This is a genomic window from Micromonospora olivasterospora (genome assembly GCF_007830265.1).
Classification (GTDB): domain Bacteria; phylum Actinomycetota; class Actinomycetes; order Mycobacteriales; family Micromonosporaceae; genus Micromonospora; species Micromonospora olivasterospora.
This window is the reverse complement of sequence record NZ_VLKE01000001.1, coordinates 5,999,799-6,018,524: the sequence shown is the minus strand read 5'-3', so window position 1 is coordinate 6,018,524 and position 18,726 is coordinate 5,999,799. Positions and strand designations below refer to the sequence as shown.

The 18,726-nt window shown below is 76.6% G+C and carries 9 protein-coding genes and 1 pseudogene; 4 read left to right on the top strand and 6 right to left on the bottom strand.

Annotated features, from left to right (window positions below; genetic code table 11):
• Positions 1-23: 23 nt before the first annotated feature.
• The 4 genes and pseudogenes from JD77_RS35705 to JD77_RS27455 all read left to right on the top strand — a co-directional run.
• Positions 24-419, top strand: a pseudogene (locus tag JD77_RS35705) (GntR family transcriptional regulator); the annotation flags it as partial.
• The gene (locus tag JD77_RS27460) at positions 416-1,048 is read left to right on the top strand and encodes a dihydrodipicolinate synthase family protein (protein ID WP_211372698.1); all 633 of its coding nucleotides are present in this window, start codon (positions 416-418) and stop codon (positions 1,046-1,048) included. The pseudogene JD77_RS35705 and the gene JD77_RS27460, both read left to right, overlap by 4 nt.
• Positions 1,012-1,353: a dihydrodipicolinate synthase family protein gene (locus JD77_RS34865; RefSeq protein WP_281292191.1), complete on the top strand. Its 342-nt coding sequence runs from the start codon at positions 1,012-1,014 to the stop codon at positions 1,351-1,353. The genes JD77_RS27460 and JD77_RS34865 overlap by 37 nt, the downstream gene beginning before the upstream one ends.
• Positions 1,350-2,486 carry a mandelate racemase/muconate lactonizing enzyme family protein gene (locus tag JD77_RS27455; RefSeq protein WP_145776780.1) on the top strand — a complete coding sequence of 379 codons (1,137 nt, stop codon included), beginning with the start codon at positions 1,350-1,352 and terminating at the stop codon, positions 2,484-2,486. Before JD77_RS34865 ends, JD77_RS27455 begins: the two co-directional genes overlap by 4 nt.
• 425 nt (positions 2,487-2,911) lie before the next feature.
• On the opposite strand, the gene JD77_RS27450 is transcribed toward JD77_RS27455, so the two are convergent.
• The 6 genes from JD77_RS27450 to JD77_RS27425 all read right to left on the bottom strand — a co-directional run bounded on the left by JD77_RS27450 (position 2,912) and on the right by JD77_RS27425 (position 18,669).
• Positions 2,912-3,769, bottom strand: coding sequence for a peptidoglycan-binding domain-containing protein (locus JD77_RS27450; RefSeq protein WP_145776779.1), 858 nt, complete (start codon positions 3,767-3,769; stop codon positions 2,912-2,914).
• 84 nt (positions 3,770-3,853) lie between these two features.
• On the bottom strand, positions 3,854-5,407 hold the full coding sequence (locus JD77_RS27445; RefSeq protein WP_145776778.1) for a hypothetical protein: 1,554 nt from the start codon (positions 5,405-5,407) through the stop codon (positions 3,854-3,856).
• 320 nt (positions 5,408-5,727) lie between these two features.
• Positions 5,728-7,542, bottom strand: coding sequence for a hypothetical protein (locus JD77_RS27440; RefSeq protein WP_145776777.1), 1,815 nt, complete (start codon positions 7,540-7,542; stop codon positions 5,728-5,730).
• Between the two features lie 44 nt (positions 7,543-7,586).
• On the bottom strand, positions 7,587-9,437 hold the full coding sequence (locus JD77_RS27435; RefSeq protein WP_145776776.1) for a hypothetical protein: 1,851 nt from the start codon (positions 9,435-9,437) through the stop codon (positions 7,587-7,589).
• Positions 9,434-13,954, bottom strand: a complete 4,521-nt coding sequence (locus JD77_RS27430; RefSeq protein WP_145776775.1) for a hypothetical protein — start codon at positions 13,952-13,954, stop codon at positions 9,434-9,436. The genes JD77_RS27435 and JD77_RS27430 overlap by 4 nt, the downstream gene beginning before the upstream one ends.
• Positions 13,951-18,669: a hypothetical protein gene (locus tag JD77_RS27425; protein WP_145776774.1), complete on the bottom strand. Its 4,719-nt coding sequence runs from the start codon at positions 18,667-18,669 to the stop codon at positions 13,951-13,953. The genes JD77_RS27430 and JD77_RS27425 overlap by 4 nt, the downstream gene beginning before the upstream one ends.
• Between the last annotated feature and the right edge of the window lie 57 nt (positions 18,670-18,726).

Here is an 18,726-nt window from a genome sequence, read left to right as displayed (position 1 = left end):
TGGCGCACAACGTGTTCGACGTCCGGGTGCTGCTCGAGCCGGCGGCGGTGCAGCGGGCGGTCGAGGCCGGGCTGGACACGGGGCCCGCCCAGGACGCCCTGAACCGCGCGGCCGAGGCGGGCGACGGCGCCGAGCGGAGCATGGCGAACCGGGAGTTCCACCGGCTGCTGTACGCCGGCTGCGACAACCCGGTCTTCGTCGGCATCCTCGACTCCCTGCGGGACCAGACCGCCCTCATCACGGTCACCGCCTGGAACAGCCTCCCGTCCTGGGACACGGAGGCGGAGGAGCACGCCGCGATCCTGGACGCGGCCCGCCGCGGCGACAGCGACGAGGCCCGCCGCCTCACCGAGGCGCACATCTACACGTTCGGTCAGCGGGCCCAGCGGGCCCTTGAACAGTTGGAGTCCGGCACATGAGCCCCTCGGGCAGCGCGCTCGCCGACGTCGTCGCGATCCCGGTGACGCCGTTCGACGGCAACCGGGTCGACCAGGCCACCTTCGTCCGTCTTCTCGAGCGCCTGCTCGACGCGGGCGTGCACGTCGTGACCCCCAACGGCAACACCAGCGAGTTCTACGCGCTCACCGCGCGCGAGCGGCGCGAACTCCTCGAGCTCAGCGGCCGCACGGTCGCCGACCGGGCCACGCTCGTAGCCGGAATCGGCCTCGACGTGCAGACCGCCGTCGAGGAGGGCCGGCTCGCGCGGTCGGCCGGGGCCACCATGGCGATGGTGCACCAGCCGCTGCACCCGTACATCTCCAGCCAGGGCTGGATCGACTACCACGCGGCCATCGCGGGGGAACTCGGCGAGCTGGGCATCGTCCTGTACGTCAAGACGCCCCACGTGACCGGGGAGATGATCCGGGAGCTGGGCGAGCGGTGCCCCAACGTGGTGGGCGTGAAGTACGCCGTCGCGGATCCCGTCGCCTTCGCCCGGACCCGCGAGGCGGCGGGGCCGACCGGTTCACCTGGGTCGCCGGCCTCGCCGAGCCTTACGCCCTCAGCTATGCCCTGCACGGCGCCGCCGGCTTCACCTCGGGACTGGTGACCGTGAACCCGCGGATCTCGCTGGACCTGCGGGACGCGCTGCGGGCCGGCGACAACGTGACGGCGGCGGAGCTGATCAACCGCATCAGCCGCTTCGAGGAACTCCGGGCCCGGAACAACTCGGCCCACAACGTCAGCGCGGTCAAGGAGGCCCTCGCCCAGCTCGGCCTGTGCAGCCGGGAGGTACGCGCCCCGAGCAGCCAACTCACCGAGGCCGAGCGACACGAGGTGCGGGAGGTCCTGGCCGACTGGGGCATGGCGGGCGAGCTGGTGCGGACGCCGGTCGAGGCGACGGCCGCGGCATGAGGATCAGCGGCTTGAAGGCGTACCTACAGCGCGTAGGGGACCGCCCCAGGGTGCTCGTCCGGGTCGACACCGACGAGGGCGTCAGCGGTTGGGGCGAGGCGTACAACCACGGCCCGGACCGCGCCCTGCTGCCGCTGCTGGAGCACCTGCTCGGGCAGATGGCCGGCGAGGACCCGCGCCGGGTCGAGTTCGTGACGCAGAAACTCCTCCGGCTGGCCCGGTTCCCACCCGGGGCGCTGGGCCTCGCCGCGATCGCCGCGATCGACCACGCGCTCTGGGAGATCACTGCCCTCTCGCTGAACGTGCCGGTCTACGCCCTGCTCGGCGGCCGTACCCGGGACCGGGTCCCCGTCTACTGCGGCGTCTACTCGGCGCCCGACCCGGTCGCGGCGCGGGACATCACCGCCGAGCTGCACGAGCGGTACGGCCTGACCGCGTTCAAGCTGAGCCCGTACCGCGGGGACCTGCACAATCGCCGCTGGGGCCTCGTCGTCAAGGAGTCCGCGGACTACTTCGCCGCCGTCCGGGAGGCCGCCGATCCACGCTGGGACTTCGCCTTCGACGCCCACGCCAAGATCTTCGAGCCGTACAAGGCGATCCAACTGGGCAACGCCCTTGCGCCCTGGCAGCCGATGTTCTTCGAGGAGCCGATCCGGCCGGAGTACGTCCCCGCGTGGGCGCACCTGCGTGCCGCGCTGACGGTGCCGCTCGCCACCGGGGAGTCGCTCTACACGCCGAACGAGTTCCTCGCGCTGCTCGGCTCCGGCGGGGTGGACATCCTGCAACCCGACATCGCCGTCGTGGGTGGGCTGTCCCAGATGCGCCGCATCGCGACCCTCGCCGAGACCCACTTCGTACCCGTCGCGCCGCACAACCCGATGGGGCCGCTCGCGACCGCCCACAATGTGCACTTCGCCGCCGCGTGCAGCAACTTCGCGTACCTCGAGTACAAGTTCGACGACGTGACCTGGTGCCCAGATCCCTACCTGCCTGTCGACGGGCACCTGGAGCTTCGCCCGGACCGGCCCGGCTGGGGCGTCACCATCGACGAGGCGGCGCTGGCGACCGACGACTACGTGCACTGGGAACGGTCCCTTCCGGTGCGACCCGACGGCTCCCTCGCATTCGCCTGACCGCGTCAGCGGGTCGCGGTGCCCGGGTCGCGGCCGACCATGCCGGGGGCGGCGACAGGACTGCGCGAGTTCGTCAACGTCCGGACCTACTGGTCAAGCCGGTCCGGCCACGCGCGAAGCGCCTGAAGGAAAACAGCGGCGCTCGGGTGCGGGGTCGACGGGCCGCCAGCCGGCGGCCCATCGACCCCGACAGGTGCCACGAGGGCGTGGTTACTTGCCGCCGCCGGCCCGGAACGCCACCCAGGCATCGCTCATCCGGTCCGCCTGGCCCGGGGTGAACATGTTCATGCAGGAGTCCTGGGGCCGCCGCGAGAGGATCACCAGCATCGCCGTCCCGGTATGAGAACACGCCGTCGACGTCTCGCAACAGGTCCGGAAGGGGGACGCGCCGCCGCCCCCCACGAGCGCGGGCGGCCGGCCAGCTCTCAGTAGGTGACCCGGATGCCCATCTGCCCCCAGGTGATCCGGCCGACCACACCGTCGTCGGCGATGCCACGCATCCGCTGGTACCAGCGCACGGCGGCGTCGGTGCGTTCGTCGAAGTCCGGGCCGGCCGGGCCGCAGCGGCGGGCCCCGATGAATCGCTTGACGAAGGCGACGTCCTCGCCCGTGCTGCCGCGCCGCAGGGTGCGCGAGCCGGGGGCGCGCCCCGCCTGCGGCTTCGGGGGCGTGGTCGCCTTCCGCAGCGCGGCCAGGGTGGCCGGGCCGACGATGCCGTCGAGCTCCAGGGCGTGGGCCTTCTGGAAGCTCCGCACCCAGGCGTTGGTCCGCGGTCCGAAGACGCCGTCGACCACGAGCCGGGCGCCGAGGCGGTTGGCCAGGGTCTGCAACTCCCGTACGTCGCCGCCCCGGCACTCGAGGCGAAGCACGCGATCGCCCAGCCGCCGGGCGGTCGAGGTGGCGATGCCCCAGGAACGGGTGCTGTCCTCCAGTACCCGCTGGTGGCTGACGCTCACGTGCAGGTGCTTGGTGTGCGGGTTGGAGCCCGTGTAGCGGGCGGCGGCGAATCCCCGGCTCCGGCTCCAGATCACCCGGTTGTGGATCACGTACTGGGTGGACGGGTGGGCGATGCACTGGCGCACCACCAGGAGCGGGTCGATTCCGTCGACGTCCACGTCCAACGCGTTGACCGACGAGTCGTCCCGGTCGGGGTTGTGGTCGGACTGCCGGGCCTGGTGGGCGGCGTCGCCGATCCAGCCGTCCGAGCCGCGGTCGCGGTGCGGCCAGCGGGCGTTGATCTCCTCACGTAGCACCCGCAGGACGGGCGCGAGGTGCGCGGTCACGTCACTTCTCCTTCTCGACGGAAAGGTCGAACTCGATGGCGTCGCCGATGAGGGCTTCGGGGTCGTCGTCCTCTTCGAACACGGTCACCTGGTAGTCGATGTCGGTGTCCGAGACGGCCGTCGCGTCTCCTCCGCCCCGCTCGGAAGGGGCCTGTCGGGCGTCCTCGGCGGCCGCCGCGGCGGCGAGCGCGTCGGCGTCCCCCGCGGCGGGGCCAGCGCCGCGCGCACCCGCGCCGGGTCAGGGCTCTGCTCGGCGACGATCTCGCCGAGCGCGCGGACCGTCAGCAGCAGCTCGTGGAGGACGTCCAGCGCCGACATGCCGCGCGGGAGGCCGGCACCGGTGTACTGCCACGGCAGGGCCCGCAGCTGCGCGGCCACCGCCGGGTCCCGCAGCAGGGAGAGCAGCCGGCCGGCGTCCGTCCCGTCGTCCCCGGCGAGCAGCCACGGGCCGCGGTCCTGCTCGGCCTCGGCCGTCGGCCGCAGGGCCAGGTGCAACCGTCGTTCGCCGGGGTTGGTGCCGGCGTACGGGCGGATTGTCCATCCGTCGTCGGCCCGCGCGCCGCGTCCGGCGTGGACCCAGGCACCGGCGGCCGGGTGGCGGGTGAACGCGGCGAGCAGCGCCTCGACGTCGAGGCCGGCGACGTCCACGTCGATCGCGTCGACGGCGCCCCGGACGTTGGGCCGGTGGTCGGCGTGGTGCCCGCTGTCGGTCAGCACGCGGCCGGGGCCGGGCCACCGCCGTTCGATCTCGCCGCGCAACGTCTCCAGCGCCGGCGCGAGCCGCCGCGGGGCGGCCGCCTCCTGGGCGATCAGCTCCCGCAGCACCCGCGCCTCCGCCGGCCGTTCGGTGAGATCCCCGCCTCCGCGGTGGAAGTGCGCCCAGACCTGGCAGCCGTTGTCGCGGGCCCAGGCGTGCATCCGCCGGTACCAGTCGGCGCACCGGCTCCCGTCGGGGTCCAGGTCCACGCCGAACCCGCCGGCCTTGGTGATCCGCGAGTGGTTGATCTCCGCGATGCCCCACGGGCTGCCCGTCTCGGCCGAGAGTTCCGTCATGACCGTCAGCGCGGCGGCCGGGTCCTCGTAGGCGGCCGGGCGGAACGGATTGCGGGCCGTCGGGTCGTACGGGTACCAGTCGCCGAGCACCAGGTCGACGGCGTCGGCCTCGTGCGTGGGCCACCACGTGCGCCAGTCGTTGACCCGGCGCCCGGCGGCGTCGACCCGGCGGACCCACTGGAGGGTCCAGCAGACCGCGAGCAGCAGCCGGCCGTCGTGCCGGGCGGGATGGTCGCCCACCTGTTCCCGGGTGCGGGTCCAGGACCGGCGGAACGTCGCCGGGGGCGGGTCGCCGCCGCTCTGCTGCTCCGGCTCGTGGTGCGGCACCAGGATGAGCCGCCCGGTCCGCCCGGTCGCCTGCCAGGCGGCGACGAACGCGGCGGCGTCCACGTCCGGGTCCTTGTGCGAGACGATGACGTCGGCGTGGGCGGGCACCTGGGCCAGCCGGAGCCTGGTGTCGGTCCAGGCCGAGGCGGGGAGGCCGTCGCCGGGCCCGAAGAAGATCCGCACGCAGCTGGTCTCCGGGTAGGCGGCGAGCATCCCGGTCACCGACCGGTCTCCGGGGCACCAGCCGGTCGGCATCATGGCGGCCTCCTCGGGTCGAGTGTCATGGGGGCGAGGGAACCGCCGGCAGCGCTCCGGTCGGGTGCGGACGGTTCCGAGACTCATTCAAGTCACCGCGACCGCCCGCGCCAACGGTGGAACGGCGCGCCGGTGCGAGCCCGGCGGGCGGCAATTTCGCCAGGTCGGCGAGGGTGCCGGCCCGACCGGCGCGGCTGAGTGTCCACTCAGGTCTTTCCGGTGACGGGGACCCGACGACGGCTTGCCGTCGGGCCCGTCGCGCGGTAGCGCACCAGGCGGTTCCGGGGCTGCCCGACGCCGGCCGGGCGGCCCGCCATCCCGCCTCAGCGCGGCGCGGGAACCTCCACGGCGAGTGGCTCCAGGTCGGCGCGGACGGCGTAGACCTGCCAGTAGAAGGCGTGCTCCGCCGGTGCGCCGTCGACGGTGCGGACGCGGAAGCCACCGTCCCGGACCCGGCTCGCGGCCAGCGGCGAGACCGGCTCGTCGTCCTCGAAGATCGGCGTCAGCGTGACCGTCCGGCCCTCCGCCCGCGTCAACGCCTCGAAGTAGTCGGGCAGGCGCACCTCGGCGGCCCCGCCGCGCAGCCGGCCCTCGCCCCGGTAGTAGACGCCGTTCTCCGGCCCCTCCAGCGCCGCGTGGATCAGCTGGCGGCGCTCGGCGGCGTCCGGCGCGTCCAGCGGGTGGTCGATGGCGAACTGCTTCGACTTGCCCCTGATGGTGCCGTTCGCGTACAGGGTGACCGGATAGCCGCTCGACTCGTTGCCGACGTAGATGGCGGCGGAGGCGAACAGGTCGAACGTGCTGAGGCCGCCGCCGCTCCAGGAGGCGATCGGCGGCGTCGACGGGCCCACGATGACCGAGCCGTTCATCCGCACGTCGCCGCCGAAGTGGCCCCGCTTCTCCACCCACAGGCAGCCGGTGTCCGCCCCGGTGCCGCCGCCGTAGCCGACCCACACCCCGGCGGTGTTGAGCAGGTGCAGCCGCTCCGGGCCGTTGATGTGCAGCCGCGTGCCGCCGTTGATCGAGCTCCAGTTGGGCATGTACAGGTCGCCGGCCACCGACAGGCCCTGCGCCGACAGCCCGCCCTGCACGGTCAGGTCGCCGTTGCCGTTGGCGTCCCGGACCACGGTGACCCCACCCGTCGCGCGCAGCGCGAAGGTGCCCTCGGCGGTCAGCGACAGCCCGCCGCGCCCGCGCAGGGTCGCGGCCCGCAGCTCCCGCACCGCCAGGTCGGTGTACGGCTTGCTGCCCTCGGTGTAGCCCAGCGCCGGACCGTCGGCACTGCGGTCCACCAGCTCGAAGCCCCGGCCGGCGCGGAAGGACAGCTGCGCGTGCTGGATGCCCGGGCCCCAGAACCCGAGCGCGCTGACCACCTGCCCGTTGCCGACGACGGCGCCTTCCAGGCTGCCCAGGTGCAGCATCGAGCCGGCGACGCGCAGCCGGTCCGCGCCGCCCTGCGTGAAGGCGATGATGTCGTCGGCGTCGTTGTTGTTGGCGATGCGCAGGATGGTGTTCTCGCCGCTGTACGCCCAGTACCGGATGTACGCCTCGTCGCCGCTGCCGCCGCCCGGGTCGGGGGGGAAGGTGATGCCGGACTGGGCGCCCGACCCGACCGACGGCACGATCGCCCCGGCCGGGACACGCAGCCCGGCGACGACCCGGCCCGTGCTCTGCACGGTGACCGTGCCGCCGGCGCGGGTGACCCGGCCGAGCACGATGGTGTGGGCCGGGTCGGTGGGCAGGCCGGCGCTGAACTCGACGCGGCCTTCCTCGGTCCACCGGGTGTCGGCGGCGACGCCGCCCTCGTCGCGCCGGTCGCTGAGGTACTCGTGGTACCGGATCACCACGTACCAGGACCCGTCGCCGGGCAGCGTCTTGCGGGTGCTGTCGGGCAGCACGATCACCAGGCCGTCGCCGTCGATCGCCACGCCCTGGCCGACGGTCACGTCGCTGCCGGTCGGCGTCAGGTCCAGGCCGGTGACCACGCCACGCGGCAGCAGCAGCCGGGCGGCCAGGTTCTGCCGGGCCAGCAGGTAGTCCAGCGCCTGGCTGAGGTCGCCGGCGCGCAGGTACTGGTAGTCGTAGTACCGGGGCCGGGCCATCGGCAGCGGCAGCTCGTTCTTCCAGGTGATCGTCATCGTTTTCTCCGCTGGTCCTTGGTCTACGGCGGGTGAGGGGTCGTTCAGCGCGGTTCGACGGTGTCGTAGCGCAGGCCGCTGGACAGCTCGCCCGTGCCGGCGCGCCGGGCACGGCCCAGCCACAGGTGCACCGAGCCGTCGCTCCACCGGGCGAGCTGCCACTGACGCAGCACCCGGGCGCCGGCGCGGGGCACCTCCTCCTCGGGGACGGCGAACTCGACCAGCTCGCCGTCGGCGCGCCACCGCCAGTCGAGCAGGCGGCTGAAGCCGGTCACCGCGACGGGCGGCCCCTGCCGGGACGGCTGCTGCAGCGGGACCCGGCGCAGCCGGACCACGTCCGGCCGGTCCTGCGTCGGCCCCGGGATCAGCGGCACCCAGTTCTCCGGGACGCTGGTGGCGAAGGAGTACGACAGCGCCGGCACCGTCCCGCTCGCCTCGTCGACGGGCGGCCGCGGCGGCACCGCCGCACGGCCGACCTGGGCCGTCCGGTCGATCGGCCGGCCGGTGGCGCCGGTGACCGTCCGCTCGACCGCCCACGCCAGGTTCGCCATCTCGTCGCGTCCCAGGCGGACCTCCTCCACCGGCTCCGAGTCCAGCGTCTGGGCGGCCGTCGCCGGCAGCACCAGGACGTCGGCCGCCCCGCCGGAGGTCGCACCGGACGGCCGGAACAGCGCCGTGCCGTCGGGCGCGGCGGGCACCAGCGTCTGGACGCCGAACGTGTCGGTGACGATCAGCGAGCGGATCCGGGTGGCGGACCCGACCGGCAACTCCAGCGGGACCAGGAAGTGGTCGTTGCCGTAGACGAGGCCGTACTCGACCAGGAACATCCGGGCCAGGTCCCCGGCGCCGGCGCCGATGCCGGCCAGGTTGACCCGGGCGTCCTCCAGCTCCCAGAAGCGGGTCGACGGCATGCCGGCGTACGCGACGGGCGTGGGCAGCAGCACCTTCACGACGTCCTCGACCGTCGGACGGGCCTCCAGGGTCGCTCCCGGCTCGTGGTCGAAGTGGTACCAGTCCAACCGGTCGCCGTCGTACTCGTGGGCGGTGAGCACCAGCTCGCCGCCGGAGCCGTGCGCGCCGACGGCGAAGTCGTACTCCATCCGCTCGCGCCGCCACGCCGGTCCCTCCTGCCCGGGCGCGCTGAACAGCGGCGTGAAGTCGGCCGGCGGCCATGGCGGCGCGGCCGGCCGGGAAGCTCCGGGGGCCAGCACGGCGGGCAGTTGCAGCAGGTAGCCCGCGGGTGGACCGGCGGGCCGCTCCGGCACGCCCAGCCACGCCAGCCAGTCGGCGACCGCGGCGGTGACCGCCGCCGTCAGGGCCGCCGGCACCTGGTTCTCGCCGAGGAACCGGCCCTCGGCCCAGGCCCGCAGCGCCAGGTCCCCGTGCGGGACCCGGCCCGCGGCGATCCGCAGGTAGCCGACGGTCTCGGCGTCCGCGGCGGACGCGGCGTCGGGCGGGGTCGCCGGCACGGGGTACGTGGCGCACAGCCGCGCCGCCAGCGAGCCGGCGCCGGCGTCGGCGAGCAGCCGCAGCAGCTGCTGGCCGCTCTCCACGGCGAACCGCAGGTCCCCGGCCGTGGCGGCCGCCTCCCGCTCCACCACCGCCTCCAGCGGGGCGGCCTCCGGCAGCCCCACGGTGCTGCCGGAGCCGGTGCCGGGCCGGTAGCGGGTGAATCGGGCGGCTTCGGCGTGCACCCGGGCGCCGACCGGCGAGCCGGCGTCCTCGCCGGTGAACTCGCCGAGCTGCCACTGCCGGGCGAGCAGCCACAGCGGGTCGGCGATGCGGGCCTCCACGGCGGGCGCCAGGTCGGCCCGCCGGGTACGCGGCTCCAGCCGCGTCCAGGTGGTGACCGACGGGGGCGTCGGCGTGGTCGCCGGCTGTTCGACGGTGGTCACGAGCCCTCCTGTCCGCCCTGCGGCGTCAGCGTCGCGTCCGGGACGAAATCGGTGGTCGTCGCGGTCTCGGCGACGTTCGTCGGGAAGTAGAGCGCGGGCAGGAACTGCCCGGCCGCGCCGAGGGAGTCGACGTCGACGGCCCGGGCCACGGCCAGGTCCAGCGCCTCCTCCAGGACCTGGGCGAGGGTGGCCGGCTGCCAGCTGGCGACGCCCTCCGGCGCCAGCCCCAGCAGGACCGCCTGCGGCGCGGCGGCGCCCGGGGCGTCGTACTCGAAGGTGAGGCCGGTCTGCACCCGGCCGGCGGGGACGACCTCGGTCCACTCGTCGACCAGCAGGCCGTGCACCGGCCGGGCCGGGTCGAGGCCGCCGGGGGCGACCACCACCAGCGACACGGGCTCGGTGCCCGGCCGCGGCGCGGCCTCGCCGACCCAGCGGTCGCCCTCGGCGTACGGCAGTTGCGCCACCTGGACCGTGGTCGGCAGCTTCACCACGCCGCCGGCGTCGAGCGCCTCCGCGGCGGTGAGCACCTCCTGCAACCGGCCCACGGCGGGGCGGACCCGGCCGTAGCGCGACAGCCACCGGCGTACCGGGTGGGGCGAGCCGCCCTGCAGGGCGTCGCTGGCGTCCAGGGCGGTGGCCAGGTCGGCCGGCTGCGGCGCCGTGGCGCGGGTCAGGACCGGCATGTCGGGGCCGAGCAGGGCCCGCACCCGGGCGATCTGGGCCTCGCGGCGGCGCGCGGGCGGCGCGCTCGGCCGGTCGAAGTCCGTCGCCGGGACGCACGCGCAGGCCGACGGCGGGCACGGCGCCCGGTCGTGCAGCTCCGCGACGACCCGGCAGTGCGCGGCCAGCCGGCGGGCCAGCTCGGCGGCGGCCACCACCGCCGCGTCGGCGACCGCGCCGGCGGCGCCCGCGGCCGGCGGGGGCGGCACGGCCCCGACCACGCCGAAGCCGGCGGCGGTGTCCAGCAGGAGCCGGACGTCCGCCTCGTCCCAGCCGGGCGCGTCCACCGCGGGCACGTCGGCCAGCGCCGAGGCGGCGTCCCGGGCCGCCTGCCACAGCTCGCCGGCCTGTGCCTTGGCGACGTCGTCGACCTGCGGCGGCGCGTCGGCGTCGAGGCCGAGGTCGGCGGCGACCACCGGCCGGGACCGGCCGACCAGGTCCCGCAGCACGTTCACGGCGTGCAGGAACTCGGCCAGGCTCACCCGGTCGCCCGGCCAGGCGGGGTCGCGGTCGTAGTCCAGCTCAAGCGTCCAGTCGGGTTTCACCCCGGCGGGCAGCAGCGGTCCCCACGCGTCCAGCGCGATGCGCCGGTCCAGCTCGGCGTCGCCGGGCCGGCCGGGGTGCGGCGGCGCGGCGAGCAGGTCGATCGCCGGCAGCTGCAGCCGGTCCAGGCTCGCCGCCTGCCACGGTGTCGCGGTGATCCCGTCGGGGGCGTGCCAGCGGTACCGCCACCAGACCCGCGGCGACGGCGGCAGCAGCACGGAGGTGAGCACGTCCGCGGCGGCGCCGACGATGCGCGGGTGCTGGGCGCGGCCGGCCGGCCAGTCCCGGCGCAGCTGACTCGCCCGCTCGTCGACGTTGACCAGCAGCAGCACCCGGTGGGTCAGGGTCGCGCCGGTCGCCGGGGTGCGGGTGACGTGCAACTGCGGCGGGTTGGTCGCGGCACCGGAGGCGGCGTCGACGGCCGCCGCGGCGCGGTTCATGTCGCCGAGGGCCAGCTGGTGGACGCTCTCGGCGAGCAGCGTGTCGGCCACCGCGTCCGTGGCGTCGGCGAGGTCGGCGAGGACGTCACGGATGGCGGCGCGGGCGCCGGCCGGCAGCGCGTCGAGCTGGGCGTCGATGGTGCCGGCCTGGTGCAGCCGGTGCAGCTCCAACCCGTCGACCGTCCGCGCCGACTCCACCGTCGCGGTGACCGTCGCGCCGCCCGGGGCCGGGTCGACCCGGTGGGCGCGGACCGGCGCGAGCCGGCGGAACAGCGGCAGATGCGCGTCCAGCGGGCCGTCCGGGTGGTCGTGCAGGCCGCGTTCGAAACGGTAGCCGAGCAGCGCGCCGAGGCTCTGCCCGGCGCGTACGCCGTCGAGGAGCTGCTCGGCGAGGCGGACCCGGCGGGAGGAGAGTTCGACGGCCAGCGGTTGGTCGCCGCCCCGGTGCGAGCGCCAGGCGCTGCGCAGCACCGCCGAGGTGACGGCCTGCGCCGGCGACGGGGCGTGGACGTGCCCGGCCCCCTCGGGGGCGGCCGGCAGCGTCGGCGGGGCCACCTCGGGGGGCACGTCGTCGGGGCGGGGCACCATCCGCGGGGGCTGCGCCGGCCGCAGGTCGACCAGCCAGGCGTACCCGCCGACGTGCACGCCGGGGTGCGGCCCGGCCGTGAGCCGGGCGAGCCGGCGGGTGGCCAGCGAGGTGATCCAGGCGTCCAGCCGGTGCGCGGCCAGCCCCAGCGTGCCGGCGACGTGGCGGTGCAGGTCGGCGGGGGACAGCCCGTCGTCGAGCAGGTCGGCCAGGCCGGTCAGCGCGGCGCGGAAGGCCCGCAGCTCGGTGGTGGCCCGCACCTGCCGCGGGTCGTCGTGGACGTCGGCGAGGTAGCCGCCGACGGTCGCGCCGCCGGCACCGGGGACGTCGACGCCGAGGCGGCGGCGCAGCACCGGCGTGCGGTCGTGCGGGCGGATGTCGACCAGTTCCGGCTCGGGGATCTCCGCGGCGGCGGGCAGGGCCGCCTCGGCGGCGAACGCGTCCGCGGCGGCGGAGTGCTCGGCGATCAGGGCGGCGCGCAGCAGCCGGTGGAACAGCGGCACGGGCCCCTCGCCGGGGCGCGCGGGCACCTCGTCGCCGTGCAGCCCGACGGCGGCGAGCGCGCGCAGGTACGCGCCGATCCGGTCGGCCCGCGGCGTCCCGGGGCCGTCCAGCAGGGGCGTGCCGAGGGCGTACGCCTCCTTGGCGAAGACGGCCAGGGACAGCCGGGGGTCGGTGGCGCCGCCCAGGCCCAGGGCGGCCAGCAGGTCCCGGGCCGGCTCGACGACCTGCTCGCGCCAGTCCGGGCCGAGCCCGAGCCGGGCGAAGCGCCACAACCAGCTGACGTACTCGTTGCCGAGCATGCTGCGGGCCCGCACCTCCAGCACCCGGGCGTCGGTGGCCAGCACGTCCAGCAGGGCCCGCTCCGGGTCGGCCAGGCCGGGGACGATCCGGGGGATCCGCGAGGGCAGCCACACCTGCTGCCACAGCCGGGTCAGCAGCGTCACGGCCCGGGCCTCGCCGCCGCCGGCCGGGCGCCAGTCCCGCAGGCTCGCCACGGGCAGCAGCCCGTACGGCTGGCGGCCGACGCGCAGCGTCGGCAGCGGCCCCTCGGCGTGCACGTGCGCGACGAAGTGGTCGCGCACCGCGGCCGTCTCCGCCGGGGTGGCGACCGGCAGCAGGTGCCGCAGCAGGCCGCCGAAGCTGGCCGGCCAGAGCGCCCGGCGGACCAGCCCGCCGGTGGGCCGGTCGGTGACGGTGGCGCCGGTGCCGCGGGCGAGCGCGGCGGGGGCGTCCGGGCGGGCCGGCCGCCGGCGGGCCGCGCTGAGCGCGTCGTCCGGCTCCGCCGTCAGATGTACGCCGAGGGCGTCGGCGACGAGCGCGGCGGCGGCCTCGGGCGCCTGGGCGTCGGCGGCGCTGTCGCCGCTGCTCGGCGCGGCGGTGGTCGGCTCCGCCGCCGGGGTGGCGGTGACGGTGTTGTTGGTGGGGCTGTCGGGGGCGAGGAACGCCAGCCCGTCGGTGGCGGCGTGCGCCTCGAACAGCCGGCCGAGCGCGCGGGACGCCTCGGCGGGCGTGCTCGCGCTGTCCAGGCCGAACACCAGCAGCCGTTCCACCGTCTCCGGCCGCCCCGCCCCGTCGGTGGGGACGGTGACGGTCAGCGCCATGCCGGCGCCGAGGGCGGCGGCGAAGTCGACCGTCCAGCGCATTCCGGCGTCCACGGGCAGCGCCTCGGCCGGCGCCTGCGCGAGGGTGCTGGTGCCCTCCGGCGGCACCGGGCTGGGCCCGACCGGCAGGTCGGGGGTCACCGGGCCGGAGGTGCCGGTGAACAGCCGCCCGCTGACCGTGCGGCCCACCGCGTACCAGCGGGTGGGCAGCAGCCGGGCCCGGGCCGGCTCGCACCAGGGGCCGGGGCGGGGCAGTGGGTCGGGGAAGTTCCCGTCGGTCGGTTCCATCACCCGGGCGATCCACCCGGCCCGAGGCGCGCCGAAGCGGCGGACCAGGTCGGCCCAGGCGGCCTCGTCGGGCGTGCCGGTGATTCCGCCGGGCCGGCCCTCACCCCAGTACGCGCGGCCCGCGGCGTCCTCCTCGGCCGTGAGCCCCGGCTCGTGGTCGTCGACGTGGATCTGGTCGGGGTAGACGCGGATCTTCAGGGTGGCGCCGGCGAAGCGGGTCTCCAGGCGCACCGGCAGCATGACCGCCGGGGCCTGCGGGGAGAGGGTCCACGGGGTCTGCGTCAGCGCGCTGGCCAGCGGGGGCCGGTTCGCGGCGTACGACGAGGTGGTCTTCACTTGTTCTCCGGCTCGGGTAGCAGGTCGCTGGCGTGGCGGGCGAGCAGGACGGGGCGTTGCAGCATGGCCAGCGCGGTGTCGGCGGCGTTGCCGTCCGGCCGCGCGGCGAAGACCACCGCGTCCGGCGGCAGCGGGTCGCCGGTGAGGTCGACGCCGAAGCGGGGCGCGGCCGGCTGCTCGCGCAGCAGGAAGAAGTAGCCGGCGGAGCCGGCGCTCTGCCGGGTGGCGCCGCGGGCCGTGACGGCGGTGTACGGGAAGCCGAACAGCAGCAGGTCGGGGGAGAGCCGCGCGGTGAAGATGGGCAGGATGTCCGGCCCGGTCGGGACGCGCTGCTCGGGCCCGGTCCAGGTGGCGGCCCGCATGGTGACGATGGTGGACGGGTAGCGGCGCAGCAGTTCGCCGCGGACGACCAGCACCAGCGACTGTTCGCCGGGCGCGCCGACGGCGGTGAGGTGGCTGCCCAGCGGCCCGTTGCGCCAGGCGGTGTCGGTCAGCGGCGGGATGTCGGTCAGCGGGGCGCCGGCCGAGACGGCGCCGCGGACGTCCCAGAACTGCCGGAACCAGGTCTGCCGCGGGTCGGCGGGGAACTCCCGCCACAGCATCTCCCGGCTCATCTCGTGGTTGAGCCCGACGAGGAACGCCTCGATGAACCGGGGGTTGGCGGCCAGCGCCGTCATGGTCTCCGGCGCCACCGCGGGCAGGTTGGGCACCACGTGCTCCTGGGACAGGCCGCGCAGCAGCTCGTAGGCGGGGACGTTGAAGGTGACCCCGGCGAGCAGCCGCCGCAGCGGGTCGCCGCTGTCGGGCAGGGCGTCGACCAGGTCGCCGCCGAGGGCGAGGCCGGCCAGCACCTCCCCGGCCACCGCGGTCTCCGGGCGGACGGTCTCCCGGACGGCCGCCGCGGCGGCGGCGAGGTCGACGGACGCGGGACGGTGGTCGCGGGCCAGCGACTGCGCCGGGGCGAGCCGGTCCTGGTGGTTGGCGGCGGCGGACATGAAGTCGTCGCCCATCCGGGCCCGGTCGGCGACGAGGTCGGCGCGCAGGTCGGCGATCGCCACGGTGCAGCCGCGGGCGGCGCCGGCGTCGGCCGCGCCGGTCACCGTCGCCGCGGCGCTCCAGTTGACCGGTACGCCCGCCGGGTCGAGGTCGAAGGCGGTGCGGCAGGTGACGGTGGCGCCGGTGCGCCAGGCGACGACCAGGTCGGGGCGGCGGGTGCCGGTCACGTCGGCCACGGCGACCCCCGCCCCGGCCGCGCCGGCGACGGCCGCCTCGTCGGGCACCGGCTGCGGGGCGGTCCAGCCGTTGACGATCCGGCCCCGGCGGTTCAGGCCGCGCCCGGTGAGATAGCGGGCCACCGGCGTGGTGCCGACCGTGCCGGCCGCGAAGACGAGCAGGTCGGGGACCTGGTCGCCGGTCATGTCGACCACCTCGACGCCGACGGAGGTGATGGTGCCGAGCTGCTGCGGGGTGGGCTGGGAGTCGCTCCAGCCGCGGGTCACGGCGCCGGCGTCGTCCAGGCCCCACCCGACGCGGTAGTACACCCGGTTGTCGGCGCCGCCGGGGCGGCTCACCCCGTACGCGACGATCAGCTCCGGCTGCCCGTCGTCGTCCAGGTCGGCGAGGGCGACGTCGAGTCCCGCCGCGTCGGCGCTGACCGGGTCGGGCAGGTCGTACGGCCCGGACCAGCCGCCGGTGGCCGCGCCGGTGGCGTCGGCGTTCCGGCCGATCCAGTAGGCGATCCGGCAGGTGCCGGCGGTGGTGCCCGGCAGCAGGGCGGCGGTCACCAGGCAGGGCGGGCCGGCCGGCTGGACGGCGCCGATGGTGGTGGCGGTGGCGCGGGCCGCGACCGGGATCGCCGGGCCGTTGACGGCCGGGGTCAGGGTGCGCTCCTGCACCGTCCCGTCGTCGCCGAGGTGGTGCCCGACCTGCACCCGCGGCCGGCTGCCGGTGCCCTGGGCGACGGTGTGGGTGAACAGCAGCGACGAGAGCAGCCCCACCCGGGGGGCGAACCGCAGGCGTGCCGGGGCGGGCGCCCCGTCGGGGCCGGCGCCGCGCGGGTCGGCGGGCAGGCCGTGGTCGATCCAGGCCGCCACCGCGTAACCCCAGCGGAACGAGGTGAGCCGGCCGTCGGCGGTGACGGCGTACAGCTCGCCGGTGCGGGAGTCGCCGACGAACGGGCCGGGACGGTGCCGGCCCAGGCCGCCGGCGGGCACCGTGGTGGTGACGTAGTCCCAGCCCCAGTACCACCGCTCGTGCAGGTCGTGGTAGTAGCGGTAGCGCCGCATCAGCCGCAGGTCCGCCGGGTTGGCGGCCGGCGCGCCGAGGGTGATGATGGCCAGCTCCTCGTCGTTGCCCAGCGGCGCGGCCTGCTGCGCCAGCGACACCACGCGCCGTCCGTCGGGGGCGGCGTCGTGCGGCAGGATCGACCCGTCCGCGTACTGGGAGACGAGTCGCCCGTCGGGCGTGACGTACGAGTAGCCGGTCCGGTTCTCGCCGGGGTAGGTGTGCTGGCTGGCCGGGGAGCCCCAGACCGGCGGCATGGCGTCGGTGCCGACCTGCCGCCAGCCGCCGTTGTGGCCGAACAGCCGCTGCTGGGTGGTGGCGACCAGCACGCCGTTCATGGACGGGCGCGGCGAGCCCCACAGCCGTTCGCCGGAGCGCAGCGCGGGCGCGCCCAGTGCCGTCCACACCCTCGTGGCGGGCGTGTAGCGGTGCAGGCTGCCGTCCCCGCCGAGCAGGTAGACCTGGTCGCCGCCGGCGACGGGCCGGCTGCGCACGCCGAGCGGCGGGGCGCCGCAGTCGGTCCACACCCACCGGTCGCCGTCCCAGCGCCGCTCGAACAGCCGGCTGTCTCGGGTGCGCACGTACACCCGGTCGGGCGGGACGGCGGCGCCGGAGGTGGCGACGGCGGTGCCCGGCGGGGCGCCGTGGTCCCGCCACACCCACTGGTCCGGGGCGACGCGGCGCCGCTCGAACAGCCGCCCGTCCGCGGTGCCGAGGAAGAACCGGTCGGGGCCGAGCAGGTCGCCGCCGTTGGTGGTGACGAAGGTGACCGGGTCGTCGGAGGCCAGGGCCCGTACCACCTTCGTCGCCGCCGTGCCGCTGGTGTGCCACCACGGGTTCCGGGCGGCCTGCTCGATCACGGCCCGGGTGAGCGAGCCGAGGCCGCGGCCGTCGGTGACCAGGGTGTCGAGGACCGTGCCGCCGGCGGGCACGCGCGCGGCGGGCACCGGGCTGGTGCCGTCGGCGAGCCGGACCAGCGCCGCCGGACCGGCGTCGGGGTCGACGCGGCGGGCGAGGGGCCCGCGGGGGCGCAGCAGCCGGCGTACCGGCGCGCTGGTGGCGGCCCGGGCGCCCGGGTTCGCCTCCAGCCGGCGGTCCAGCGGCTCGTCGGCGGCGGGCCCGGCCGCGCGGGCGGCGGCCGGCCCGGACGCGTCCACCAGGTCGTGCACCGGCTGGGTCATGGCGACGAGTTGGTCGTCGGTCACCGCGGCGCCCGGGGTGTCCGGGTCGACCCGGCGGGCGAACAGGGCGGTGGCCGTGTCCCGGGCGGCCTGGCCGCGGCGCAGCTGCTCGTTGGTCTCGCGCAGCGCGGCGGCCCGCTCCCAGGCCGCGGCGGCCAGGTCCTCCTGGTGGCGCTGCACCACCTGGGTGCCGAGCGCGGCGGCGGCCCGGTAGCGGGGGTCGAGGTTGAGCCCGGCCAGCCAGCGCGGCTCGGCGCCGCCGGCGGGGAGCTGCCCCTGCTGGGTGTGGATGTCGCCGTACAGCGGCGGGGTCAGCCGGTCCTGGGCGTGGCGCAGCAGGTCGGTGAGGGCGCCCGCCCAGGCCGTGCGGACGTCGTCGGCCCACACGCTGGGGGTCATGCCGGGGGCGGCGAGGGCCCCCTCGAAGCCGAGGACGGACCGCCCCTCCACCCCCTCGTCGGCGCCGGCTGGCAGCCCGCCGCCGGGCGCGGCGATGTCGACCGGTTGCCGGCCGACGTCGGCGGGCAGGACCCGGGGGCGCAGCCGGCGGGCCAGGGACTCGAAGTCGCCGTCCGGGCCGGTGCGGAACGTCCAGTGGTGGTAGACGGGCAGCAGGACCGCGTCGTCGGGGCCGGGGTGCGCCGAGTCGGGGCCCCAGGCGGGGGCGAGCGGCCCGGTGTCGTCGACCGGCTGGCCGAGCCCGGCGCGGACCCCGGCGGCGAAGGCGGGCACCACGGCGGCGAGGTAGTCGGTGCCGGCGGCGAGCCGGCGCGGGCACAGCAGCCGCGACAGGGTGCGGTCCGGGGCGTCGGCGATCACCGCGGCGACGTCCTCGTCGCCGGTGACCAGCACCTGGGCGTGCGCCCAGGCCCACGAGTCGGCCAGGGCCGGCAGTTGCCGGACGGTGGTGGCGAGCCGGGCCAGCGCCTGGCCCGGCTCGGTGCGCAGCTCGGCCCCGCCCTCGCCGGCCGGCACCACGACGAGGACCAGCCACGGGCGCAGCGCGCCGCGGGCGTCCGGCCGGGCCGGCGTGTACAGCCACGGCAGCTCGGGGCTGTCGAACTCCACCGCGGCCAGCAGGGACACCTCGACGTTCTCCGCGCCGGGCGCCGGGTAGCTGCGGATGATCTCCTGCGGGTCGATGCCGACCACGTCGCCGGGGCCGTGCAGCAGCGCGGTGGTGGTGCCGGCGATCTCCGTGGTCTTGTCGCTGGCGGTGTCGGTGCCCAGCGCGGCCACGGTGAGGGTCACCTCCGCCCGGGCGCGGGGCAGGGCCCGGCCAGGGTGTCGGTGTGGGAGACGACCCGG

Coding starts and splice junctions, on each gene's coding strand:
- JD77_RS27460 (WP_211372698.1), top strand. CDS start 416: ATGAGCCCCTCGGGCAGCGCGCTCGCCGACGTCGTCGCGATCCCGGTG.
- JD77_RS27445 (WP_145776778.1), bottom strand. CDS start 5,407: ATGATGCCGACCGGCTGGTGCCCCGGAGACCGGTCGGTGACCGGGATG.
- JD77_RS27455 (WP_145776780.1), top strand. CDS start 1,350: ATGAGGATCAGCGGCTTGAAGGCGTACCTACAGCGCGTAGGGGACCGC.
- JD77_RS27440 (WP_145776777.1), bottom strand. CDS start 7,542: ATGACGATCACCTGGAAGAACGAGCTGCCGCTGCCGATGGCCCGGCCC.